The sequence below is a fragment of the Amycolatopsis roodepoortensis genome (genome assembly GCF_014873915.1).
Classification (GTDB): domain Bacteria; phylum Actinomycetota; class Actinomycetes; order Mycobacteriales; family Pseudonocardiaceae; genus Amycolatopsis; species Amycolatopsis roodepoortensis.
Genome location: NZ_JADBEJ010000008.1, coordinates 850,356 through 871,721 on the forward strand (window position 1 = coordinate 850,356; position 21,366 = coordinate 871,721).

The following is a 21,366-nucleotide window of genomic DNA, read 5'->3' on the forward strand; positions in this document are numbered from 1 at the left end:
CTTTTTCGTGTCAGTGCGACGTCAGAGGTGTGACAGGCCGGACCGCGATAGTTTCCTCATGACCAAGAACAGCACTGCCACGATCACCGCCCCCTGGACCGGAATGGTCCCCGTCGAAGACACCGCGCTCGCCGTCACCGACACCGGTGGCCCCGGCATCCCGATCGTCTACCTCAACGGCCAGTTCGCGACCCAGGGCTACTGGCGGCGGATCCTCGCCGACCTGGGCTCGGAGTTCCGCCACATCACCTACGACGAGCGTGCCCGCGGCAAGTCCCGCCGTTCCGCGGACTACTCAATGGCGGCGGCCGTCCGCGATGTCGACGCTGTCCTCGCTGCCCGCGGAGTGGAGCGGGCCATCGTGGTGGGCTGGTCCTACGGCGCGGTCGTCGCGGCGCACTGGACCGCCCGGAATCCGGAGCGCACCATCGGCGCGGTCCTGGTCGACGGCGCCTTCCCGTACGACTGGCTCGACGAGGCCATGGAGCAGCGGATCCGGAAGATGTTCAAGCGCCTGAACCTGATCATGCCGCTGCTGCGCCCGACCGGCCTGGCCCCGCGGATGACCGCCGCGCAGCAGGCGGAGAGCAACATCGAGCTCGGCAAGCTTTCGCGGGAGGCCGAGCTGGGGCCGGTGCTCGACGGCATCACCGTGCCGACGCGATACGTGCTCGCCTCGGGAACCTCCTTCGGCAGCAAGGCGGACGAGCAGGAACAGATCCGGACCGGGCTCGACGCCGTGACCGTCCGCAATCCGAACATCAAGGTGAGCGCGAAGGTCGAGAGCAACCACGGAGCCTTGCTGCGCAAGGACTTCCCGGCCATTTCCGCTGCCGTTCGCGAGGTCGCCCGGCTTGGCGAATGACTTGCTCCGCCGCACCGGGCAGGGTACTCCCGATGCCGAAGCCCACACCCCAGGCGAGAGCCCTCGCCGACGGACTGCGAGCCGCGCGGAAGGCCGTCAGATTGGCCGCGACCGAGGTGGCCGACAAACTGGCGTGGTCCCAGTCGACGATCAGCCGGATCGAAACCGGCCTGCGCGCGGCGTCCGCGGAGGAGGTGTCGGCGCTGCTCGCGGTGTATCAGGTCACCGGAGAGCGGCGAGAAGCGTTGCTCTCGCTCTCCCGCGATCCGGGGGCCTGGTGGTTCGGTGACGTGTCCCTTCAGGGTGAAACGCTTGCGCGGTACGAAAAGGAGGCCACCAAGATCGTCGCTTTCGGGACCACGCTCCTGCCGGGACTGCTGCGGACTCCCGCCTACGCGAGGGCTGCGAACTCTCCCGCCGCAGTGCTGGGCCAGAAGAGATTCGTCGCCTATATCGACGAAGCGGCGTTGCACCGCCAGGTCGGTGGGCCGCTGGTGATGGCGAATCAGCTTCGGCATCTCGTCTCGATGGCCGAGCGGCCCACCGTCGAACTCCGGGTCATCCCGTTCGCCGCCGGAGCACATGCGGGCGATGCCCACGTTCTGCTGGAATTCGGCGACGCACCGCCGGTGGTGTACCTGGAACATCGGCGGTGTGGGCTGTTTCTCCACCGGCCCTGCGATGTCGAGCCCTACCTTCGGTCCACTGTGGACGCTGTCGCGCTGGATCCGGCTCGGTCGGTCCGCCTGATCGAGTCAGTGATCGAGGCTCGCCCGCAACGCGGCGACCTTCTGGGCCAGTAGCGTGGGTTCGCCGGGCAGGACGGTGATGTACCTGTTCCGGGGTGAACCGCTCACGTGCATGGCCACCCGTCCGGCGTCGAGGTCCAAATAGGTCAGACTGTCCGTCGCCTCGGTGCGTTTACCCCCGTCCGGGTGCATAGCCGCGGCGAAGAAGCCGACGCCGAAATAGGGCTGCTCGAAGACCTCGTCCAGCTGTCGTGCTTCGCGGCTTCGGGACTCGGGCTCGTCGTAGAGCCCGTCCCCGCCGCTGCCGTTGAAGTCGTCCTGGGGCAAGGAGAACGGGGCGAACCGCGCGGGCGGGTACTCGGGCAGGTTCATCACGAGCGCCGCCGCGCGATCGGCGGTCCGCACACCTTTCAGCCACACGCGGTTGCCTTCGCAGATCGCGGTGACCGCGGCCCGGCCGCGTACGGCGACGAGCACGTTGTACTGCTCCGTCTCCGTTCGCAACGTCGCGTAGTACTCGGTGTTCGGCCGGTCGAGTATGTGCAGGACGTCCTCGAAATCGCTGGTCAGCCGCTTGCCCTCGGTGAACCCGTGCTGGCCGAGCTCCTCGAACGCTGCCCTGTCCTCGCCGTTTCGCGACGACGGCGGGATGTAGCGCAGCCCGCCCGCGAAGATCAGATGCGGATCGCCGCAGCCGGCGTGACGGAACGCGGTCAACAAGGTGTCGAGCGTGATCTCGACCGGGCGCGCGAGCACCACGTGCCTCCCTCCCCTGGGACTGTGGTGCTACTTCTTCTTCTCGCCGATCACCGGCGGCATCGGCTTCTCGGTGTAGCCACCGAAGGTCTCGTCGGGGTCCGGGTTCTGGAGGTACGCCGGAGCCTTCTTCTCCTTGTCCTCCTCGCCCTTCCCGCGAGCTGCGCCGGGCGCCATCGGCATCCCGTTCGCCCCGCCACGACCGGAGGCGCCTGCCGTTCCCACCGCACCACGGCCGGCCACGCCCTCACCGGGCATCCCCGCGCCGCTTCGGCCACCCATACCGGGCTGCTGTCCGGGCCCGCCTACTCCGCCTGTCGCGCCTGGTCCGCCTGGGCCGCGGAAACCGCCGCCGCCCGGCCCACCTGGTGTCCTGATGCCCGAACCCGGTACCCCGGGGCCGGTCGTTCCCGGGCCGTACCCGGGCGGGAAGGCGCCGGGCGTGTTGTACGTCGGGTTCGGCTTGCCGGTCGGCCCGAAGTCGGCGTTCGCCGCCGGCGGCACGACCGGAGTGGTCTGGGGCGGCGTATACGAATTCGCGCGGGTCCCGTCGTCCGGCAGCTGATGGCCGGGGTGATGCTGACCTGGCTGGGGCCCTTGCCCAGGCTGCGGGCCGCCGACAGTCTGACCCGGTGTGCCCGGCCCGTTGGGACCACTCGGCCCGTCGGTACCGCCGGGACCGCCCGGACCTCGGTAGGGCTCGCCGACCCCGTACTCGCGCCCGTCGGAACCGTCGCCGAACCCCCTGGCGGCCGGCTTCCCGCCGCCGCCCTCGTCCAAGGTGACACTGCCGCCGGGGTCGGTGAGCTGCGCGTACTGGGCGGGCAGCTCGTCACCGTTGGCGGTGCTGGCGGAGTGGTAGCTCGCGAAGGTGTCGATGTTGTGCTGGCTGTCGGCCTGGTACGCCTGGACCTTGCTCCAGTAGCCGACCAGGCCGCCACTCATGACGGACTTGACGTCCTCGGCCGTCGGCGCGGGCTGCTCGGGCGGAACCGGCTTGACCGAGTTCTTGGCCGTGCCGAACGCGTCCATCTGCGCGCTGATCGCCGACTGGGCGACGGCCAGATGCATCGCGTCGTCGTACGCGGCTTCGACAACGGGCTTCGTCGCGTCGGCTGCGGCGTCGCTGGCGCCACCCTGCCAACCGGCCATGGTCTTCTGGGTGAGCGCGGAGAGCTTCTGCGCCCGTTCGTGGTGCCGCTGGGTCAGGTTGAAGCCACTCTTCTGTGCATCTGCCAATGAACCCGGGCCTTCGCCACCGGTGATCTGTTCGTAGATCTGGGCGGCGGTGAGCGGTCCTGCCGTCATCAGTTGCCCCCTCGGATGGTGGCGAGGACCCTGATCGCGGCTTCACGAGCAACATCGCAAGGGTCCTTCTTGCCGATGTTTGCTTCGGATTGCTCCGCGGCGACGCCGATAGTTTCCGTGTCGCTGGTTCCCAGTGCGGCCGAGCAACGGCCTGCAGACCGCTCGTCCTTGATGCCGTAAGCGGTCAAGGGGTAGCCATCAACTGCTTCGAGCGGCTCCAGGAATTGGTAGGACTTCCCCTTGGCTTCATAGATTCTCGCCGTGCCGCTGTCTTGCTCGTTGCTGAAAACCACGCTGACGAGAGGCCGGGTAGTGGAGGGGGCGACCCAAGTACATGCGGGCCCGGCTGCGCCGTCCCGGGACTTGCCATCCGCCGCTACGCCTAGGAGTTCCTCGACTTGAGACTTGTTGAGGGTGTTGCAAGGCGCTTGCTTGAACCTTGCCAGGTCGATCGGGTCCCCGACCTTGGGTACGTCGGGAGGCGTACTGGCCGGGTTCGACGGGCTCTGGCTCGTTCCGCCGCTGGTGGGTGTGGGCGTGCCGTTCGGGGTGGGGGTCGAGCAAGCACCGACGGTAAGCGCGACCGCGCCGACTATGAGGACTGTTCGACGCATCAGGCGATGCCTTTCGGCTGTTGGTTGACGACTGTGGTGGCGTGCTCTTCCGCAGTGGCGTACTTGCCGAGCGCGACCAGATACTTCTTAGCCATGTTCTCGCAGTAGGTGATGCGCTGAGTGAGGGCTTCGACGAGCGCCTCGCCGGATTGCCGGGTTATGGAAGCGTTGTCCCCGCTTGCGTAGTCAAGTCCTGGGGGCTGAGCAAAAGCAATCCTGTTCGCGTCGATCAGGTCGTTCTTGTACTCGACTGCCAGGTCAGACCACTCTTTCACCAGCTCGTGAAGGGTCGCCTCGTCGTACTTGAACCCCGCGCCCTGCGCGACAGGCGTCCCGTACGAACCCCCACTGGGCCGAAAGCGGTCGACCTCGCTCCAACGCAACCCCGGCTCATAGGTCGGCGAACCCTCAGGCACGGCCATGCACCCCCATGGCGCCGAACCGTTCCCCGCTGAATAGCCGAAGCCGCCCCGAAGTCACCGTCGTCATCTGCCCCTCCCGTGGCTACAAGGTGCGTCTCCCCGATGCACCCTGCGTAATCCGACGCCGGGAAGATTACCAGGGTTCCCGGGGTGGTGAAGCAGGCTGCATAAAGTCCTGCTCCCTGCTGAATAGCCTCCGCGATCATGGTGACTATCCGTGAAAATCAATCGTGTGAACCTGCCCGGGAAAACGGGGTTCCACCTGGTGAGCTGCCCCGCGAATTCGCACACTCTGCGTAATGAAGTTTCGAAGAGTGATTCTCGGCGCAGTGCTCCTAGGGCTGCTCGCGGCTTGTACGGATTCCGTGGATACGCCCCTGCCGCCTCCGCAGTTTCCGAAATGGCAGCCCAAACAGCCGCGCCCTGCGGATCGTGACGGAAAGGCCGTCGACGCGACGCTGGCCGCTCTCGACTTCTGTGAGCTGATCGACCTGGCCGCCTACGACCGCAGGAAGGGCGGCGATACCCGGCCGGTGATACGCGAGCCCAAGGTGAAGTACGGCCGGAAGATGTGCACTCTCCTCCGCGGCGGCTATGAGGCCTTGCTTTACGTCGAGGACGTGGACCCGGGCCACGCGGCGCTCCGGAACGACGGAGCCGTCATCGATCTCGCCGGGGTGAAGGCGTACCAGGTCGAATCCCGCCGTGAGGGCGCGGTCAGCGGCTGCGCGATCACCGTCCCGGTCAGTTTCCAGCGCGCGGTCCAGTTCGAGCTGGGGTTCCAGAGCCGGAGCAAGGACTGCGGACTCCTCCGCGACTTCGCCACCGCCGGAGCCGCGAAGCTGCCCCGCGACCTCGTCTACCCGCCGGACGCTCAGGACAGCGCCCGCGTCGGTGCCTGCGCCAACTGGGTCTCCACCAGCAAGGGCGAGACCTGTGATCCGGCGGTCGAGGCCCAGGTGCCCTCAGGTGCCGACGCGATCCTGGCAGCCGGCGCCGCCGACCCGAACGTCGAGTGCACGGTGTTCCGGGACGCGGTCAAGAAGACCTTCGGGCCGGAGTTCGAGCCGATCGCGACGCCGGGGGCCTGCTACTTCGTCGAACCACGCCATCGGGTGCAGATCGAGGCGGGGGCCACCGCGAACGGCGGCGCGCCCGGCGACTGGCACGCCGACCCGAACGGCACCTGCAAAGACCACCGTCAGCACTCGTTCAGCGGGAATCCGGGAGCCACCCTTCGCACCAAGGACGACAGCGGGTTCCTCATGTACGTCTCGCCGTTCGGGAGCCTCGGCTCGCGCGGGCATGTCCGGCTGCTGATTTCGTCGCAGCGGGAGCGGGGGATCGACGAATGGCCGCGGTCCAGGGCGCTCCCGGCCGTGGACGTCGCCAAGGCGCACGCCGTGATGGAGCTCGTGATGGCGACCCACTTTCGGGGGCCCAGGTGACGCCCGCGCGAACCCGCGATCGACGTCGACAGGGCGCCCTCCCACCGCGATAGCGGGGCCTTCGGCCAGGCGGGTTCACGCGAATAGTCCCTTTCCGGTCCCATCTCAGCTCCGCCGACAGGCATTAAGCTTTCTCCATGTACATCGAGCGGGTCCGGCTGGAGAACATCCGCGGCTTCAGCGGCGCCCGCGCCGTCGACCTCCGGCTCCCCGGCCCGGGCTGGGTGGTCCTCGCCGGGCGCAACGGTTCCGGCAAGACCTCGCTGCTGCGCGCCATCGCGGTCGCGGCGGCGCCGGACGTCGCCTGGGGGCTGCTGTCGGACGCCGGCAGCTGGATCTCGAACGATCAGACGTCCGGCTCGATCGAGCTGTCGGTGATGCGCGAAGAGGGTCCGGCGCCGGTCGAGGTCCGCTGGCTCGACTCCGGTCTGCTGCCGATCTCCGGGCTTCCGCCGGGCCAGCCGTTCTGCGCGGCGTACGGGCCGTTCCGGCGGCTCGCGGGCGGGAGCGGCGAGGCCGAGTCGTGGATGCGCGGCGCGGGATCGCTGGCGCGGATGGCCAGCCTGTTCCACGAAGACGCCTCGCTCGCCGAGGGTGTCACCTGGCTGATCAACCAGCATCTCCGTGCCCTGGAAGGAAAAGCGGGTGCTCGCGAGCTGAAGGACGCGGCGCTGGAGATCCTCGGTGACGGTCTCCTGCCCGGTGGTTACCGGATCCGGGACGTCGATTCGGACGGGCTCTGGGTCGAGTACCGGGGCGATCGCTTCCCCTTGCGCGAGATGAGCGACGGCTACCGCACGGTGACCGCGCTCGTGGTCGACCTGCTCAAACAACTCGACAGCGCGGGCCTCGACCACGAGAGCCCCGGTGTCGTGATCATCGACGAGGTGGACGCGCATCTCCATGTGTCGTGGCAGAAACGCATGGGATCGTGGTTCAAGGCGCATTTCCCGCGGATCCAGTTCATCGTCACCACGCACAGCCCCTACGTCTGCCAGGCGGCCGACCCGGGCGGCCTCATCCGCCTTTCGGGGCCTGACGAGGACGTCCCGCCGCGCGTGGTCTCCGAGGAGCTGTACGAGCGGGTCGTGTTCGGTTCCGGCGACGACGCCGTGCTCTCCGACCTTTTCGGCCTGGACACGCCGTATTCGCCGCAGGCGGTCGAATTGCGTGAGCATCTGGCCGAGCTCGAGTTCCAGGTGGCTTCCGGCCGCGCGGACGCGAACGGCGTCCGGGAATGGGAACGCCTGCGGGGCATGCTGAGCAGTTCGCCGCCGAGCCGGGTCGACGAGGTGGCCAGGCGGTTCGAGGCCGACGATCGGTGATCGCGATTCGCCGGGTCGCGCTGCCGGAGCAAGTCGTGGCCGATCTCGAGGAGCTGACGGCGCGCATCCCTCCCGGTGACACGAAAGAAGCCCGGCGACTCTGGCGGGTTTCGCGTGCCGTGCGGCGTTCTCTGCGGGCGGGCCTGGACGTGATGGCCGCCGGCCGCGGCTACTGCATGTACTGCGGCGACGGGCTCGGGTCCACTGTGGACCATTTCGAGCCGATCGCGCGGAATCCGGGGCGCGCGTTCGACTGGCTCAACCACGTGCTCGCCTGCGAGTACTGCAACAGCCACCACAAACGCGACCTCTTCCCGGTGGACGCGGACGGCGGCAGCCTGCTGATCGACCCGACCGCCGAAGACCCGCTGAAGCACCTGTTCCTCGTGCTGTCGATCGGCACCTACCGCGCGCTGACCGCGAAGGGCGAGCAGACCATCAAGGTGTGCGGGCTGAACCGCGCGCAATTGGCGCGGGGCCGGGAAACGGCGGTCAACCAGGTGAGCGCGCTCGTCATGGGCTGGTGGGCCGCCCGCGAACTGGGGGACGACCGGAGACGGCGCGCGATGGTCTGGACCCTGCTCGACCAGCCGCACGCCGACGTCCTGCACGCGATGCTCCGGCAGGCGGGAATGCCGGGAGCCCGCGCCGTGTTCCGGGCGGACGACGAGCTCATCGGCCTGCTTCGCACCCCGGAACTCGCCGAGGATCTTCAGCTCTCCGGCGGCGCCGTGTAGGCGGCCAAGGTGGCGTCGGCGCGGGTGCGGGCGGTCGCCGCGTCCGTCCCGTTGGCGACGTCGGCCTCGTACCAGGCCTCGTTGCTCAGCGTCATGAACCGCACGCCTTCTTCGCTGGTCATCCAGGCCATTGCGGCCTCGGGGTCGGCGGCCTCGCCGGATTCGAGGTGCAGCGCGAGCCCGTTCAGCATCATGTCCCAGCCGATGCCCACGGCACCCGGCCCGAACTGGTTCCAGTGCTCGTTCGGCACCGCGGTGTGGTCGAGTTCGAACCGCGTCCGCCCGTCGGCTTCGGGGCTCAGCCGAAGCTCGATCCAGCTGACGTCGCCGCCGTACTCCCAGGTCGCCGCGAAACCCTTCGGAGGATCGCAGCGCTCGATCGTTCCGCCGGCATTGCCTTCGAGCTGGTACTTGCCACCGACACGCAGATCGCCGCTGACCGGCAGGAACCAGCGGGGGATGCGCTCGGAGTTCGTGCAGGCGTCCCAGAGATCGTCGAGGCCGGTGTCGTAGACCTGGCTGACGGTGGCCGTCACCGCCTCGCCCGCTTCGACCACGCGCTTGCCCAGCCTGCGCTGGACGGAGTTGATCTGGCTGGTCACGTCGACCATCGGTGCCCTCCTCGGCTCGGATGCCGACAAGGTATCAGCCCTGGCTTATATAAGCCAGAATGGAAAAGGGGCGCCCGGATCCCGGACGCCCCTTTCCCGGCGGGATGGCTTACGGAGTGGGGGAGCAGGCCGTGCGGCCGAGGACTACTTCGCCGGTGATGTTCGACCCCGGGGCGAACTTGATCCGCAACATGGTCAGCCCGATGCTGCCGTTACCCGGCAGCGTCTGCTCGTTGAAGATCGCTTCGGCGAGCAGGGTGCCGTTGGACTTGGTGATCGGCTTGACGTAGCCGACCGGCACGGGCGACGGCAGGGTGCCGAGCCCGGTCGCGCCGCCGTAGGTCCAGCTCGCGTTCGTGCTGGTCTGGGTCGCCGTGCAGCTGACCGAATAGGACCTGATCTTGATCCGCGGCCCGCCCGACGAGACCAGGGCCGACAGCTCGAAGTTCTGTCCCTTGGCCTCCGACTTCGTCGTGGTGACGTCGTTTTCGGGGTCGACGACGGTGGTCGTGCACGTCGACGTGCCGCCACCGAACGTGATCCCGGTCCTGGTCACGACCCCGGACGAGTTGCTCGTCGGTCCCTCGACCGCGCATTCGGCGATCGAGGCGATCGAGATCGGCGCCGAGGTCCCCTTGGTGAAGGCGGCGGAGCCGAGTGAGGCGACGCCCGCGGGGTTCGACGCCGCCGCCGGGGTCACCCCGGCGCCGAGACCTGCCAGCAGCAGGGCGCCGACAAGGCCTGCCCGGCTTGCGATGGTGATGCGCATTCCACGTCCTCCTCACGTGACGGAGAGCGAGCCGGTTGGCCGTTCTTCCTTTGTCATCACTATCTGCGTGTCGGATTCGGCCGTTGCGTGCGTGACGGTCGTTTCACTCGACCGTGGATCATGGACACCCGTTGGATATTCGGGTTCGTATCCGAATACAGGTCTGTATATTTGGACGCATGCCGACCTACCGCGTCCTCGTCAACGGCAAGTTCGACCACCCCGACGCCGAGACCCGCGCCCGGCTGCTCGCCGAGCTCGACCAGCACCAGTCGATGGGGTTCACCGAGGACGGCCTGCTCACCTACAGCGCGCACCTCGGCGCGTTCACCTTCCGCATCACGCTGCGGGGCGAAGAGGAGCGCGAGGTGCTCGACGAGGCCGAGCTGAAGGTCATGGAACTGCTGGACGCCAAGGGCTATCCGTACCGCGACGTGGCCGGCAAGGCGACCTGCATGGACGACATCAAGATCCGCCGCCGCTGACTCAGGCCGCCTTCACGCCGTCCACCACGAGCACGGCCACGACGAGCATCACCGCCATGAACACGGCGAAGAGGACGACGGTGATCCACACCGTCGAACGCTGCTCGCGGTGGTCTTCGGCGGGCGGTCTCCACGCCGGTCTGTCGCCGGAATCGTCCGGACTCCCCATGTCGTTCCCCCAGTTCGCGCCGAAGTGGGCAGGATACTCGGCGGGGGTGTCATATTCGTCACCGTTTCCCCTGGACAGCACGTCAACAGGCCTCAGCTGCTAGCCACTACGCTGGGAGCAACCCCGAACGGTGTCAAAGAGAGCGGAGCCGACGTGTCTGTGTCTTCACCTGCCCCAGGTGGTGCCATCGAGGACCTGCGCGCGTCCGTGGGACTCCAGATCGCCGACGAGCAGCTCCTGCGCACCCTCGCGACCGGTCTCGCCGACGTCGAGACCCTGCTCCGCGAGGTCGTCCGCAGTGACGTCAAGGCCGTCGAGGACGCCGCCTCGCACCTGGTCGAGGCGGGTGGCAAACGTTTCCGTCCGCTGTTCACGCTGCTCGCCTCGCAGTTCGGGCCGAAGCAGGGCGACCAGGTGGTCACCGCCGCGGCGGCGGTCGAGCTGGTGCACCTCGCGACGCTGTACCACGACGACGTGATGGACGAGGCGACGATGCGCCGCGGCGCGGAGAGCGTCAACGCTCGCTGGGACAACACGATCGCCATCCTGACCGGCGACTTCCTGTTCGCGCACGCCTCGCGGCTGGTCGCCGACCTCGGCACCGACGCGGCCCGGATCATCGCCGAGACCTTCGGCGAGCTGGTCACCGGCCAGATGCGCGAGACGGTCGGCCCGGCCGAGGGTGACGACGCGGTCGAGCACTACCTGACGGTCATCGCGCAGAAGACCGGCTCGCTGATCGCCACCTCCGGCCGCTTCGGCGGGATGATGTCCGGCGCGCCCGACGAGTACATCGACGCGCTTCGCCGCTTCGGCGACATCATCGGGACGGCGTTCCAGATCTCCGACGACGTGATCGACATCGCGTCCGCCTCGGACGAGCTCGGCAAGGCACAGGGAACGGACCTGCGCGAAGGCGTCCGCACGCTTCCGATGCTGTACGCGCTGGCCGACCCGGCCACCGACCCGCGCCTGGTGGAGCTGCTGTCCGGCCCGATCTCCGACGACGCGCTCGTCGCCGAGGCCCTGGACCTGCTGCGTGCCTCGTCCGGACTCGAACGCGCACGCGAAACTCTTTCCGACTACGCTCGTCGGGCGCGTGCCGAGCTCGCGGCGCTGCCCGCGTCGCCCGCCCGGGACGCCTGCGAATCGGTCGCCGACTACCTGGTCGCGCGAACGCATTGACAAAGGGCAGGTTAGATGTCCATTTTCGGACAGGTTTGGCTGTGGAGTCTGCTGGCGTTCGTCGTCGGCGCGCTGCTCACCTGGCTGGTGCTCGTACTCCCGGCGCGCAAGCGCATCCGTGAGCTGGAAAGCTCGCTGGCCACCGCGCACGCCGAGACGTCGAGACTGCCGGCCGGGGTGAGCCTCGGCGCCGGGGCGGCGGCCGTCGCCGGCGGGACCGCGTACCTCGCGAAGCCGTCGCACGACGAGCTGGACGAGGAGTTCGCGGCCGTCGAAGAGCCGCCTAAGCCCGCGTACCCCGAGACGCTCACCGAGCAGGAGCCCGCGCAGCAGTGGACCGAGCCCGCCGAGGAGCCCGTCAAGGACGAAGTCACTGAGGAGCCGGAGCACTCCCCGACGCAGGTCTTCGAGCCCGAAGAAGAGTACGAGGCCGAGTACCGCACCGCGCCTCAGCCGGACCCGGAGCCCGAGCCGGACCAGGAGCACCCGGCCGAGCGGACGCAGTTCATCCCGGCGGCCTTGCCGGAGCCGGAACCCGAACCGGAGCCGGAGCCGGAGCCCGCGAACCCGTACGTCGCCGCGGCGACCGATTACCTCCAGCCCGCCTCGAAGCTGGACGTCGAGCCCGAGCCGGAACCCGAGCCGCAGCCGCCGGCACCGGCCGAGGCGCCGTACCGGTCCCGGCTCGAGATGCAGCTGGACCCCGAAGGCGCCGAGACGCAGCCGGAGCCGGTTTCGCTGTTCAGCCCCGCCTCGCGCGTGGAAAACGAACAGGCGCCCGTCGAGACCAACTGGTTCGAGCGGGAAGAGGAGCTGCACGACCCGCCCGCGTACGCCTTCGGTTCCGACGAAGAAGCGAAGGCCGGTCTCCTCGACTCGGAGCCCGAGACGCCCGCCGAAGCCACCCAGGTGCTGCCCAAGCGCACGCCGCGGGGTGCGGTGCGCGGTGGTTTCGAGCCGCCGCAGCCGATCCAGCCGTCGATGCGGGCGATCGAACGTCGTGAGCCGGAACTGTCTGGTGGCCAGAGCGGCTCGCTGTTCGAGCCCGCCGTCCAGCCCGGCGACGCGATGCCCGCTCCGGAGCCCCCGCCCGCGCGGCAGGTCGCTCCGGTCGCGGAGTCCGTCCCGCCCGGTCCCTTCGGCCCCGGTTCGGCGATGCCGCGGCCGGGCGGTGGCCGTCCCGCCGACGACTTCGCGGTCAAGGCCAGCGTGACCGCCCTTCGGTACTGCACGGAGGACTCGGCCCAGTTCCCGAAGATGGTCGCCGAGGTCTGGTTCCGGACCGCCGCCGACGCGGAGCGCGTGGGCTTCCGTCCCCTGACCTGATGAAGCGCGTGAAGGCCCCCTTCCCTCGGCTCAGCCGAGGGAAGGGGGCCTTCACGCGCTTGAGGACCGGCTAGCTGACGACGGTCCAGGTGTCCTTGCCGCGCAGAAGGCCCTGCAGGTCGGGCTTGCGGGCGGCCTGGGCCTCCGCGACCTGGGCGCGCGCCTGGTCGTCGTAGGTGGGCCGCTCGACCTGCCGCAGGATGCCGGTCGGCACGTGGTTCAGGTTCTGGTCGCCGATCCGCGAAAGCGCGAACGCGTACGAGGTGTCCTCGATCGCCGGGTCGTGCACGACGAGGTTCTCCTCGCCGATGTTCGCGACCTTCCCGACCTCCAGGCCGGCCCAGCCGCTCCGCGTGACGCCGTATTCGCCCTGCGGCCCGAACTTGATCGGCTCGCCGGCCTTCAGCGGGATGAGCCGGGTCGCGGCCTCGTCCTTGTCCTTGAGGACGTCGAAGGCGCCGTCGTTGAAGATCGGGCAGTTCTGGTAGATCTCCACCAGCGCCGACCCACGGTGCTTCGCGGCGGCCTCCAGCACCTCGGTCAGGCCCTTGCGGTCCGAGTCGAGCGCGCGGCCCACGAACGACGCCTCGGCGCCGATCGCCAGCGAAAGCGGATTGAACGGGGTGTCGACCGAGCCCATCGGGGTGGACTTCGTGACCATTCCCGGCCCGGACGTCGGCGAGTACTGGCCCTTGGTGAGGCCGTAGATCCGGTTGTTGAACAGCAGGATCTTGATGTTCACGTTGCGCCGCAACGCGTGGATCAGGTGGTTGCCGCCGATGGACAGCGCGTCGCCGTCACCGGTGACGACCCACACCGACAGATCCGGCCGCGCGGTCGCGAGCCCGGTCGCGATCGACGGCGCCCGGCCGTGGATCGAGTGCATGCCGTAGGTGTTCAGGTAGTACGGGAACCGGGACGAGCACCCGATCCCCGAGATGAACACGATGTTCTCGCGCTTGAGGCCGAGCGTCGGCAGGAACGACTGCACGGCGTTGAGCACGACGTAGTCACCGCAGCCGGGACACCAGCGGACCTCCTGGTCCGACTTGTAGTCCTTGGCCTTCTGCGGTTCGGTCTCGGTCGGCACAAGGTCCAGGCCGCCGAGGGTGGGGATCCCCAGATCGATCGCGGTCACTTCGTCCCCTCCGTACTGGTGATGATCTCCGTGAAGACGCCTTGCAGCTCTTCGGCCTTGAAGGGCAGCCCGGCGACCTTCGTGTACGACTTCACGTCGACGAGGTACTTGGCCCTCAGGAGCATCGAAAGCTGGCCGAGGTTCATTTCGGGGACGACGACGGTGTCGTACGAACGGAGTACGTCGCCGAGGTTGCCCGGGAACGGGTTGAGATGGCGCAGATGCGCCTGCGCGATGGGCATGCCGTCCTTGCGGACGCGGCGGCACGCGGCGCCGATGGGGCCGTAGGAGGAGCCCCAGCCGAGCGCCAGCACCCGTGCCTTGCCGCCGCTCGGGTCGTCGACGACGAGGTCCGGGACGGCGATGCCGTCGATCTTGGCCTGGCGCAGGCGGACCATCTTGTCGTGGTTGTCGGGGTCGTAGGAGATGTGGCCGGTCTTGTCGGCCTTCTCCAGCCCGCCGATGCGATGCTGCAGGCCGGCGGTGCCCGGCAGCGCCCACTCGCGGGCGAGGGTCTCGGGGTCGCGTACATACGGCCAGAATTCCCCGGAACCGTCCTCGGCATTCGGCTCGGTGGCGAATTCCACGCGCAGATCCGGCAGGTCCTCGACGTCCGGGATCAGCCACGGCTCGGAGCCGTTCGCGATCGCGCCGTCCGAGAGCAGGAACACCGGGGTGCGGTACTTCAGCGCGATCCGGGTGGCCTCCAGCGCCGCGTCGAAGCAGTCGGCGGGGGACAGCGGCGCGACGATCGGCACCGGCGATTCGCCGTTGCGGCCGAACATCGCCTGCAGCAGGTCGGCCTGCTCGGTCTTGGTCGGCAGGCCGGTCGACGGGCCGCCGCGCTGGACGTCGACGACCACCAGCGGCAGCTCGGTCATCACCGCGAGGCCGATGGCCTCGGACTTCAGCGCGACACCGGGCCCGGACGTCGAGGTGACGCCCAGGGCGCCGCCGTACGAGGCGCCGAGCGCGGCGCCGATACCGGCGATCTCGTCCTCGGCCTGGAAGGTGAGGATGCCGTAGTTCTTGTGCTTGGACAGCTCGTGGAGGATGTCCGACGCCGGGGTGATCGGGTACGTGCCCAGCAGGATCTGCAGGCCGGACTGCTGCCCGGCGGCGACCAGCCCGTACGCCAGCGCGGTGTTCCCGGTGATCTGGCGGTACGTGCCCTGGTTCAGCTTCGCGGGCGCGACCTCGTACGTCGTCGCGAACGACTCCGTCGTCTCGCCGTAGTTCCAGCCCGCGCGGAAGGCGAGGATGTTGGCCTCGGCGATGTCGGCCTTCTTCGCGAACTTCTCGCGCAGGAACCGCTCCGTGCCCTCGGTCGGCCGGTGGTACATCCAGGAGAGCAGCCCGAGCGCGAACATGTTCTTCGCGCGTTCGGCGTCCTTTTTGGACAGACCGGTCTCTTCGAGCGCACCCCTGGTCAGTGTCGACATGGCCACCCGGTGGACCTGATAGGCCGAAAGGGTGTCGTCGTCGAGGGGGTCGTTCTCGTAGCCGACCTTGACCAGGTTCCGCTTCGAGAACTCGTCGGTGTTGAGGATGATCGTCCCGCCCGCCGGGACGTCGGCGACGTTCGCCTTCAGCGCGGCGGGGTTCATGGCGACCAGGACGTCCGGCCGGTCGCCCGGCGTGAGGATGTCGTAGTCGGCGAAGTGCACCTGGAAGCTCGAGACGCCGGGAATGGTGCCCTGCGGCGCGCGGATCTCCGCGGGGAAGTTCGGCATGGTCGACAGGTCGTTGCCGAAGGCGGCCGCTTCGGAGGTGAACCGGTCGCCCGTCAGCTGCATGCCGTCACCGGAGTCACCGGCGAACCGGATGACCACCCGGTCCAGCTTGGCGACCTCGGTGGGCCTGACGGCCGACAAGGAGCCGTTGCCGTTCGCACTCGTGCTCATAGGTCAGGGATTCCCTCTCTCCCGACGTGCGTCGTCCCCGGCCGTGCCGGGGATCGGCGTGCCTCGCCCGGCGATGTCGGCCAGGTCACAGGTGCCATGTCCCGAGGTTAGCCCTCGGGACACTTTCCAGGTTGCCGTAAAAACGGTCTGGACCTACTCCTCGAGTGTCCTGAGCTCGCCGCTGAGCGGGGATTATCCGGTTTATCTGTTACCGATGGTAACGGTCAGGGATGCGGCTCGATTGTGAGCCGTATCTCCTTCCAGCGTAGTGAAGTCCGGTCGAGGAACGGTCATTGGCCGGTCATCGACGCCCGTAGCTTGGCCAGCCGCTCGGTGAACGCGGGTGCGGTGAGTGACGCCACCTGCGGCTCGATCTCGGCGTCGACGGCGGCCGAATGGTCGGTCAGTCCCGCGGTGTGCCGGAGCGTGCGTTTCGTCGCCAGAAGGACGTCTCGCGGGGCGCCGACGGCGGGTTTCGCCAGTTCACGGGCCGCCTCGACCAGATCCCCTTCGACGAGCCGGAGCGCGAGCCCGCATTCGACAGCGGCTTCGGCGCCGACGACTTCACCGAAGAGCGTCATCGCCGCGGCCTTCTGCGGTCCGACGAGCCGCTGGATCATCCATGTCATCCCGCCGCCGGGATGGATGCCCAGATCGAGAAATCTGGCCACGAATTTCGCCTTCGGTCCCACGATGCGGACGTCCGCGGCGAGCGCGAGGTTCAATCCGGCGCCGACGGCGGCACCCCCGACCGCGGCGATCGTCGGCAGGGAACACCGCGCCACCGAGAGGAATCCGTCGTAGATCGCGCGGAGCCCGTCTTCGCTGGCGCGGGCGAGAGTGTCCAGATCGGCGCCCGCGCAGAACGCCGGCGGTGCGCCGGTGATGACCACAGCGTGGACACTTTCGTCGGCTTCGGCGCGCGCGACGGCCTCGGCCAGCTGTGCGGAGAGGGCGAGGGTCAGGGCGTTGCGGGTCGCGGGCGCGTCGATGGTGAGCACGGCGACGCCGCCGTCGTGGCTGGAGCGGATCTGATCGGTCACGGGGTCGAGGGTGTCACGCTTCGGGCGTCGGCGGGCGCTCCAGAAGCCTGGACAGGACGACGGTGGAGACCGTGCGGTCGACGATCTCCAGCCCGCGCAGGCGTTCCAGCGCGGTCTCCAGATGGTGGATGTCCGACGCGCGCAGATGGACGATCGCGTCGGCCGCCCCCGACACCGTGTACGCCGCGACGACCTCCGGCAACGGCTCCAGCCGGGCGCGGATCCGGGCGGGGGTGATGTTGCCGTTGCAGGTCATCTCGACGAACGCCTCGGTGCCCCAGCCCAGCGCCTCGGGGTCGACGACCGCGGTGAACCCGCGCAGGACCCCGGTTTCGAGCAGTCTGTCGACCCGTCGTTTCACCGCGGGCGCGGACAGGCCGACGACCTTGCCGATGTCGGCGTAGCTGGACCTCGCATTGGCCATCAGACATGAAACGATTCGCTGGTCGATGGTGTTCACACGCAATGTTTAGCAGGTATATGCGCAGCGAACAGCGATTGATTGCGGAATTAGGTAAGCCTTACCCTTCGGGTATGCCGGAACTGGAGCAGCAGCCCCGTGTACCCACGACGCGCCGCTACCTCATGTGCCCGCCGCGGTACTTCGCGGTGGACTACGTCATCAACCCGTGGATGGACCCGTCGGTCCCGGTCAGCGTCGACACCGCGATGGCGCAATGGACCGAACTCCGCGACACCTATCGGCGTCTCGGCCACACCGTCGAGGAGATCGACCCCCAGCCCGGCCTGCCCGACATGGTGTTCGCCGCGAACTCCGGCACCGTCGTCGACGGCCGTGTCCTCGGCTCGCGGTTCCGCGCGCCGCAGCGCACCGCCGAGGCCGAGCACTTCCGCCGCTGGTTCGTCGAGCACGGCTACCGCGACATCACCATGCCCGAGAAGATCAACGAGGCCGAGGGCGACTTCGCGTGGACCGGCAAGGTCCTGCTCGCCGGCACCGGGTTCCGGACCGACCCGGCCGCGCACGCCGAAGCGCAGGAGGTCCTCGGGGTCCCGGTCGTGTCGCTGCGGCTGATCGACCCGAGCTACTACCACCTCGACACCGCGCTGTTCGTGCTCGCCGAGGCCACCGACACCACGCCCGCCCAGATCGCCTACTACCCGGACGCCTTCTCGGCCGGGTCGCGGAAGGTGCTGGAGCGGATGTTCCCGGACGCGGTAATCGCGGACCGGGCCGACGCGGAGTGCTTCGGCCTGAACGGGGTGTCCGACGGCCGCAACGTCGTCCTGCCGGTCGAGGCGACCGGATTGGCGTCGCGGCTGACCGAACGCGGCTACGAAGTCGTCTTCCTGGACATTTCCGAGCTCAGGAAGGCGGGCGGCGGCCCGAAGTGCTGCACCCTGGAGATCCGCAAGTAATCCATTCGTGGACACCTTGCGGGATCATGTAACTACTCCATTCGCCAACTCGATTAATCGGGAAACGAACTCGGTCCCGAATGAGGCGCGGATGGTGATCCTGGCGATAGGCGGCGTGGGCAGACCCGTGCGCGCGCTGGATCCTGGCGAGAACGAAACGTGGGTGACGGTCGAACAGTTCGAGCGTGTGCTCGACACCGTGGCCGGACGCGAAGACGTCGGCCTCACCTTCGACGACGGCAACTCGTCGGACGTCGAGATCGCGCTCCCCAGACTGGTGGAGCGCGATCTCACGGCCGAGTTCTTCCCGCTGGCCGGCCGGATCGGGCAGCGGGGTTTCCTCGACGCCGACGGCCTTCGCGCGCTGGTCGAGGCGGGGATGTCGATCGGTTCGCACGGCTGGGAACACCGCGACTGGCGGCGGCTGGACGACCGGAACGCCCGGCGTGAACTGGAAACCGCGCCGAAACTGCTCGCGGAACTGAGCGGGAAACCCGTGCGCGCGTACGCGCCGCCGTTCGGCGCCTACGACCGGCGGGTGCTCAGCAGACTCCGGCGTTCCGGTGCGACGAGGGTCTACACGACCGAAGGCGGCGCGGCTTCGCGCGACGGCTGGCTGCGGCCGCGGATCGAGGTCCGGCACGACGTCGACCAGGAGTGGATCGACGGCGTGCTCGGTGAGCGGGAAGGTCTGTACCGCCGAGCGGGACGGATCATGGCGCGGGTCGCCAGGCTTGCCCGCCTTTGACCGTTTTTCTTTGTGCGGTGGGAAAATAACCCTTGAATCGAAGCCGTCGGCGGCGGCATCCTGAGCACCCTCGATAAAGAAGTCTTATTAACAAAGGGGTGTTCGGAATGCGGAAACTGCTCTTGTTCTCGGCGATGGTGGTGGCCGCCGGGTTGGCTCCCGCGGCGACGGCCGCGGCTTCCCCTTCGATGCAGGCGGCCCCGACAGCCCAGCAATTGCTGGCGAAGACCACCAGTTGCAAGCAGGTGTCGAACGGCAAGTACAAGACCGACGACGAAACCGGCCGGACCATCGCGGTCTGCGACGCGGGAAGCGCGGTGTTCTGGAAGGCCGACATGGACATCGACTGCGACGGGCAGCCGACCGCGCGCTGCAACAAGAACACCGACCCGTGGTTCCAGGACGGCACCGCGTACCCGCGCTCCGACGGCAAGGCGCTGATCGCCGACCAGACGCCTTATGTCGTCGTGCCGAGCATCAGCGGCACGTGGAACTTCGAAAAGGCGGGCCTCAAGGGCGCCGGTTCGTGCGCGGTGATCTACAACGACAAGGTGCTCTACACCGTCATCGGGGACACCGGCCCGAAGGACATCATCGGCGAAGCGTCCTACGCGGCCGCGAAGGCGCTGGGGATCAACCCGGACCCGAAGAACGGCGGCGTCGACTCGGGCGTCACGTACATCTGCTTCAAGAACTCGAAGGTGTCGCCGATCGAGGACAACGGGAAGTCGGCCTCGGTCGGGCAGGCCTTGGCGACGAAGTTCGTTCAAGGCTGAGCAGGAGTGCGCACCAATGTGGCATAGGAGACGCTGAGCGTTCCCTATGCCACATTGGTGCGCATTCAGCTCAGCGCGGCTCCATCTGCACCCACGGGTCCCACCCGTAGGGCGGCGCGACGTGCTGGATGGTCGAACTGTGGACCGCCTTCCATGGTCCCGCCACGCGGAACACGTACTCGCCGACGGCGACACCCGGGAAGGTCACGACGCCTTTGGCGTCGGTCCTGGCGAACGAAACCAGCCGGTTGTCCTTTGTGGACAAGGTGGCGGTGATGCCTGCCAAGCCTTCACCGTCGTCCGGCGTCCAGTTGCCGTTCTTGTCGACCCAGGCCAGGACGCGGGCGTCGGCACGCTTGCCGGGCACCTTGGCTTCGGCGGACACCTCCGGACCGGACAGATAGGTCTTGCCGCTGAATTCGCAGGAAAGGGTGGTCTTGCCGAAGTAGAACGCCTTTTCCGGCACCTGGGCGGTCAGGGCGAACACCAGTCGCTGACCCGAGGTCAGCGCACCCGCCTGAGGGGAGCCGAACGCGCCCCACTGGTCCTGTGGGATCTTCAGCTCGGTTCCGTCGCCGTTGTCCCTGCAAGTCACGAAGAGACCGGAGAGCGGGTGCTCGCCACTGTTCGTGAGCGTGACCGTCGCCTTGACCGTTCCTCCAGGTGCATAGCTCGTCTTGTCGAATTCGAGCTTCGCTTGAAGTGTCTGGCTGAGCGGCTGCTGACCTCGGATGCTCAGGTTCTGGAAATCGCCGCTGCCGTCCAGGCGCATCGAGGTGTTTTCCGGCAGCAGCCAGCCGTCGGGTACATCGCGGAAGTACAGGGACCGATGGGACCCGACCGGGACGGCGTCGAAGAAGAACCGTCCGGCGGCGTCGGTGACCACCGACAGTTCCTGTGGCATGTTGAAACTGCCTATCCGTGCGGTGATCCCGGCCAGCTCCTCGCCGGGGGAAGGCACACCGTCCCGGTTCTTGTCCCCGTAAACCTGGCCGGCGACGCGTTCGGTGGTTTCGGGTGGGACCACGTTCACCGGAACGTCGATGGTGTTGTCCCCGAAGTCGGTGTCGACGGGGGTCATCACGTCGAGCCTCACGACGGGATTGCCCGCTTCGACGGCCCAGATCCGGCCCGTCAGGCGGTAGGTGCGGCTTTCGCCCGCCTGGAAGGTCGCTCCGGGACCGCCGTGGCTCAGCTCTCCCCAGGTGTTCAGGTCGAAGCTGTAATGGGGACCGGAGTAGGTACTTCCCTGCGCCTTGACCTCCGTCGCTGTGGCGTCGCCGATGTTGGTGATCGTCAGGTCGATCGGAATGGTTTCGTCCCTCAGCCAGCGCCCGTCCGGCACGGCCGCCGTGATCTTGAGGTTCGGTCCGGGGTCGGCGTACGCGGGTACCGCGGCCATCGCTCCGGTGAGGGTGAATGCCAAGGTCATTGCGCCGACGGCGCGAAATGATCTTCTGGACAAGGTTCTGCGCATCGGCTCCCCAGGTGCTCGTCGTTGACGAAATCAACCTAAAAGCGGCGTCGACGGCTTGACCAGCACGGAACATTCCGGAGTCGCCGGGAGGCAACCGCGAGATCGTTTCGCGCGTGTACAGCGGATCGAGA

General features: G+C 68.2%; 23 protein-coding genes. 11 read left to right on the plus strand and 12 right to left on the minus strand.

Annotated features, from left to right (window positions below):
- The first annotated feature begins 58 nt into the window (after positions 1–58).
- Complete coding sequence (locus tag H4W30_RS41820) at positions 59–865, plus strand: alpha/beta fold hydrolase (protein WP_192747745.1); 807 nt, start codon at positions 59–61, stop codon at positions 863–865.
- Between the two features lie 32 nt (positions 866–897).
- Positions 898–1,668 carry a helix-turn-helix domain-containing protein gene (locus H4W30_RS41825; protein ID WP_225950834.1) on the plus strand — a complete coding sequence of 257 codons (771 nt, stop codon included), beginning with the start codon at positions 898–900 and terminating at the stop codon, positions 1,666–1,668.
- Here H4W30_RS41825 and H4W30_RS41830 read toward each other — a convergent pair.
- Genes H4W30_RS41830 through H4W30_RS41845 form a run of 4 tightly spaced genes read right to left on the minus strand, consistent with a single transcriptional unit; the run spans position 1,621 to position 4,714 of the window.
- Positions 1,621–2,373, minus strand: a complete 753-nt coding sequence (locus tag H4W30_RS41830) for an ESX secretion-associated protein EspG (protein ID WP_192747747.1) — start codon at positions 2,371–2,373, stop codon at positions 1,621–1,623. The two genes, H4W30_RS41825 and H4W30_RS41830, sit on opposite strands and share 48 nt — an antisense overlap.
- A gap of 27 nt (positions 2,374–2,400) precedes the next feature.
- A complete protein-coding gene (locus H4W30_RS41835; RefSeq protein ID WP_192747748.1) occupies positions 2,401–3,678 on the minus strand; it encodes a PPE domain-containing protein in 1,278 nt (425 codons plus the stop codon).
- On the minus strand, positions 3,678–4,292 hold the full coding sequence (locus H4W30_RS41840; protein ID WP_192747749.1) for a DUF3558 domain-containing protein: 615 nt from the start codon (positions 4,290–4,292) through the stop codon (positions 3,678–3,680). The genes H4W30_RS41835 and H4W30_RS41840 overlap by 1 nt, the downstream gene beginning before the upstream one ends.
- On the minus strand, positions 4,292–4,714 hold the full coding sequence (locus H4W30_RS41845; protein WP_192747750.1) for a hypothetical protein: 423 nt from the start codon (positions 4,712–4,714) through the stop codon (positions 4,292–4,294). The genes H4W30_RS41840 and H4W30_RS41845 overlap by 1 nt, the downstream gene beginning before the upstream one ends.
- Positions 4,715–5,013: 299 nt before the next feature.
- Here H4W30_RS41845 and H4W30_RS41850 point away from each other — a divergent pair, with 299 nt between their 5' ends.
- The 3 genes from H4W30_RS41850 (at position 5,014) to H4W30_RS41860 (ending at position 8,224) form a co-directional block, all read left to right on the plus strand.
- Positions 5,014–6,162 carry a hypothetical protein gene (locus H4W30_RS41850; RefSeq protein WP_225950835.1) on the plus strand — a complete coding sequence of 383 codons (1,149 nt, stop codon included), beginning with the start codon at positions 5,014–5,016 and terminating at the stop codon, positions 6,160–6,162.
- A gap of 137 nt (positions 6,163–6,299) precedes the next feature.
- Positions 6,300–7,487, plus strand: a complete 1,188-nt coding sequence (locus H4W30_RS41855) for an AAA family ATPase (protein WP_126733260.1) — start codon at positions 6,300–6,302, stop codon at positions 7,485–7,487.
- Positions 7,488–7,522: 35 nt separating this feature from the next.
- Positions 7,523–8,224, plus strand: a complete 702-nt coding sequence (locus H4W30_RS41860) for an HNH endonuclease (RefSeq protein ID WP_318780771.1) — start codon at positions 7,523–7,525, stop codon at positions 8,222–8,224.
- On the opposite strand, the gene H4W30_RS41865 is transcribed toward H4W30_RS41860, so the two are convergent.
- Both H4W30_RS41865 and H4W30_RS41870 read right to left on the minus strand, forming a co-directional pair.
- On the minus strand, positions 8,200–8,835 hold the full coding sequence (locus tag H4W30_RS41865; protein WP_192747752.1) for an SRPBCC family protein: 636 nt from the start codon (positions 8,833–8,835) through the stop codon (positions 8,200–8,202). The two genes, H4W30_RS41860 and H4W30_RS41865, sit on opposite strands and share 25 nt — an antisense overlap.
- A 109-nt stretch (positions 8,836–8,944) precedes the next feature.
- Positions 8,945–9,604, minus strand: a complete 660-nt coding sequence (locus H4W30_RS41870; protein WP_192747753.1) for a hypothetical protein — start codon at positions 9,602–9,604, stop codon at positions 8,945–8,947.
- Positions 9,605–9,783: 179 nt separating this feature from the next.
- On the opposite strand from H4W30_RS41870, the gene H4W30_RS41875 reads away from it, so the two are divergent.
- Positions 9,784–10,089: a DUF6204 family protein gene (locus H4W30_RS41875; RefSeq protein ID WP_192747754.1), complete on the plus strand. Its 306-nt coding sequence runs from the start codon at positions 9,784–9,786 to the stop codon at positions 10,087–10,089.
- 1 nt (position 10,090) lies between these two features.
- Here H4W30_RS41875 and H4W30_RS41880 read toward each other — a convergent pair whose 3' ends face one another.
- A complete protein-coding gene (locus H4W30_RS41880; RefSeq protein WP_225950836.1) occupies positions 10,091–10,258 on the minus strand; it encodes a hypothetical protein in 168 nt (55 codons plus the stop codon).
- A gap of 159 nt (positions 10,259–10,417) precedes the next feature.
- Between H4W30_RS41880 and H4W30_RS41885 the strand changes: the two genes are divergently transcribed.
- Both H4W30_RS41885 and H4W30_RS41890 read left to right on the plus strand, forming a co-directional pair.
- Positions 10,418–11,443 carry a polyprenyl synthetase family protein gene (locus H4W30_RS41885; protein ID WP_192748018.1) on the plus strand — a complete coding sequence of 342 codons (1,026 nt, stop codon included), beginning with the start codon at positions 10,418–10,420 and terminating at the stop codon, positions 11,441–11,443.
- Positions 11,444–11,458: 15 nt separating this feature from the next.
- Positions 11,459–12,769: a sunset domain-containing protein gene (locus tag H4W30_RS41890; RefSeq protein WP_192747755.1), complete on the plus strand. Its 1,311-nt coding sequence runs from the start codon at positions 11,459–11,461 to the stop codon at positions 12,767–12,769.
- Between the two features lie 70 nt (positions 12,770–12,839).
- On the opposite strand, the gene H4W30_RS41895 is transcribed toward H4W30_RS41890, so the two are convergent.
- The 4 genes from H4W30_RS41895 to H4W30_RS41910 form a co-directional block, all read right to left on the minus strand.
- Positions 12,840–13,907, minus strand: a complete 1,068-nt coding sequence (locus H4W30_RS41895; RefSeq protein ID WP_034310725.1) for a 2-oxoacid:ferredoxin oxidoreductase subunit beta — start codon at positions 13,905–13,907, stop codon at positions 12,840–12,842.
- Entirely contained in the window at positions 13,904–15,811 is a 1,908-nt protein-coding gene (locus tag H4W30_RS41900; RefSeq protein ID WP_192747756.1) for a 2-oxoacid:acceptor oxidoreductase subunit alpha, read from the minus strand. Before H4W30_RS41900 ends, H4W30_RS41895 begins: the two co-directional genes overlap by 4 nt.
- Before the next feature lie 290 nt (positions 15,812–16,101).
- Entirely contained in the window at positions 16,102–16,854 is a 753-nt protein-coding gene (locus tag H4W30_RS41905) for an enoyl-CoA hydratase (RefSeq protein ID WP_192747757.1), read from the minus strand.
- Positions 16,855–16,867: 13 nt separating this feature from the next.
- Positions 16,868–17,314, minus strand: a complete 447-nt coding sequence (locus tag H4W30_RS41910; RefSeq protein ID WP_005151923.1) for an Lrp/AsnC family transcriptional regulator — start codon at positions 17,312–17,314, stop codon at positions 16,868–16,870.
- 74 nt (positions 17,315–17,388) lie between these two features.
- On the opposite strand from H4W30_RS41910, the gene ddaH reads away from it, so the two are divergent.
- The 3 genes from ddaH (at position 17,389) to H4W30_RS41925 (ending at position 19,758) form a co-directional block, all read left to right on the plus strand.
- Positions 17,389–18,234, plus strand: a complete 846-nt coding sequence (gene ddaH / locus H4W30_RS41915; RefSeq protein WP_192747758.1) for a dimethylargininase — start codon at positions 17,389–17,391, stop codon at positions 18,232–18,234.
- A gap of 91 nt (positions 18,235–18,325) precedes the next feature.
- The gene (locus tag H4W30_RS41920; RefSeq protein ID WP_192747759.1) at positions 18,326–18,982 is read left to right on the plus strand and encodes a polysaccharide deacetylase family protein; all 657 of its coding nucleotides are present in this window, start codon (positions 18,326–18,328) and stop codon (positions 18,980–18,982) included.
- A 107-nt stretch (positions 18,983–19,089) separates the two neighbouring features.
- Entirely contained in the window at positions 19,090–19,758 is a 669-nt protein-coding gene (locus H4W30_RS41925; protein WP_192747760.1) for a glycoside hydrolase family 75 protein, read from the plus strand.
- Positions 19,759–19,828: 70 nt separating this feature from the next.
- Here H4W30_RS41925 and H4W30_RS41930 read toward each other — a convergent pair whose 3' ends face one another.
- A complete protein-coding gene (locus tag H4W30_RS41930) occupies positions 19,829–21,235 on the minus strand; it encodes a hypothetical protein (RefSeq protein WP_192747761.1) in 1,407 nt (468 codons plus the stop codon).
- Positions 21,236–21,366: the final 131 nt, after the last annotated feature.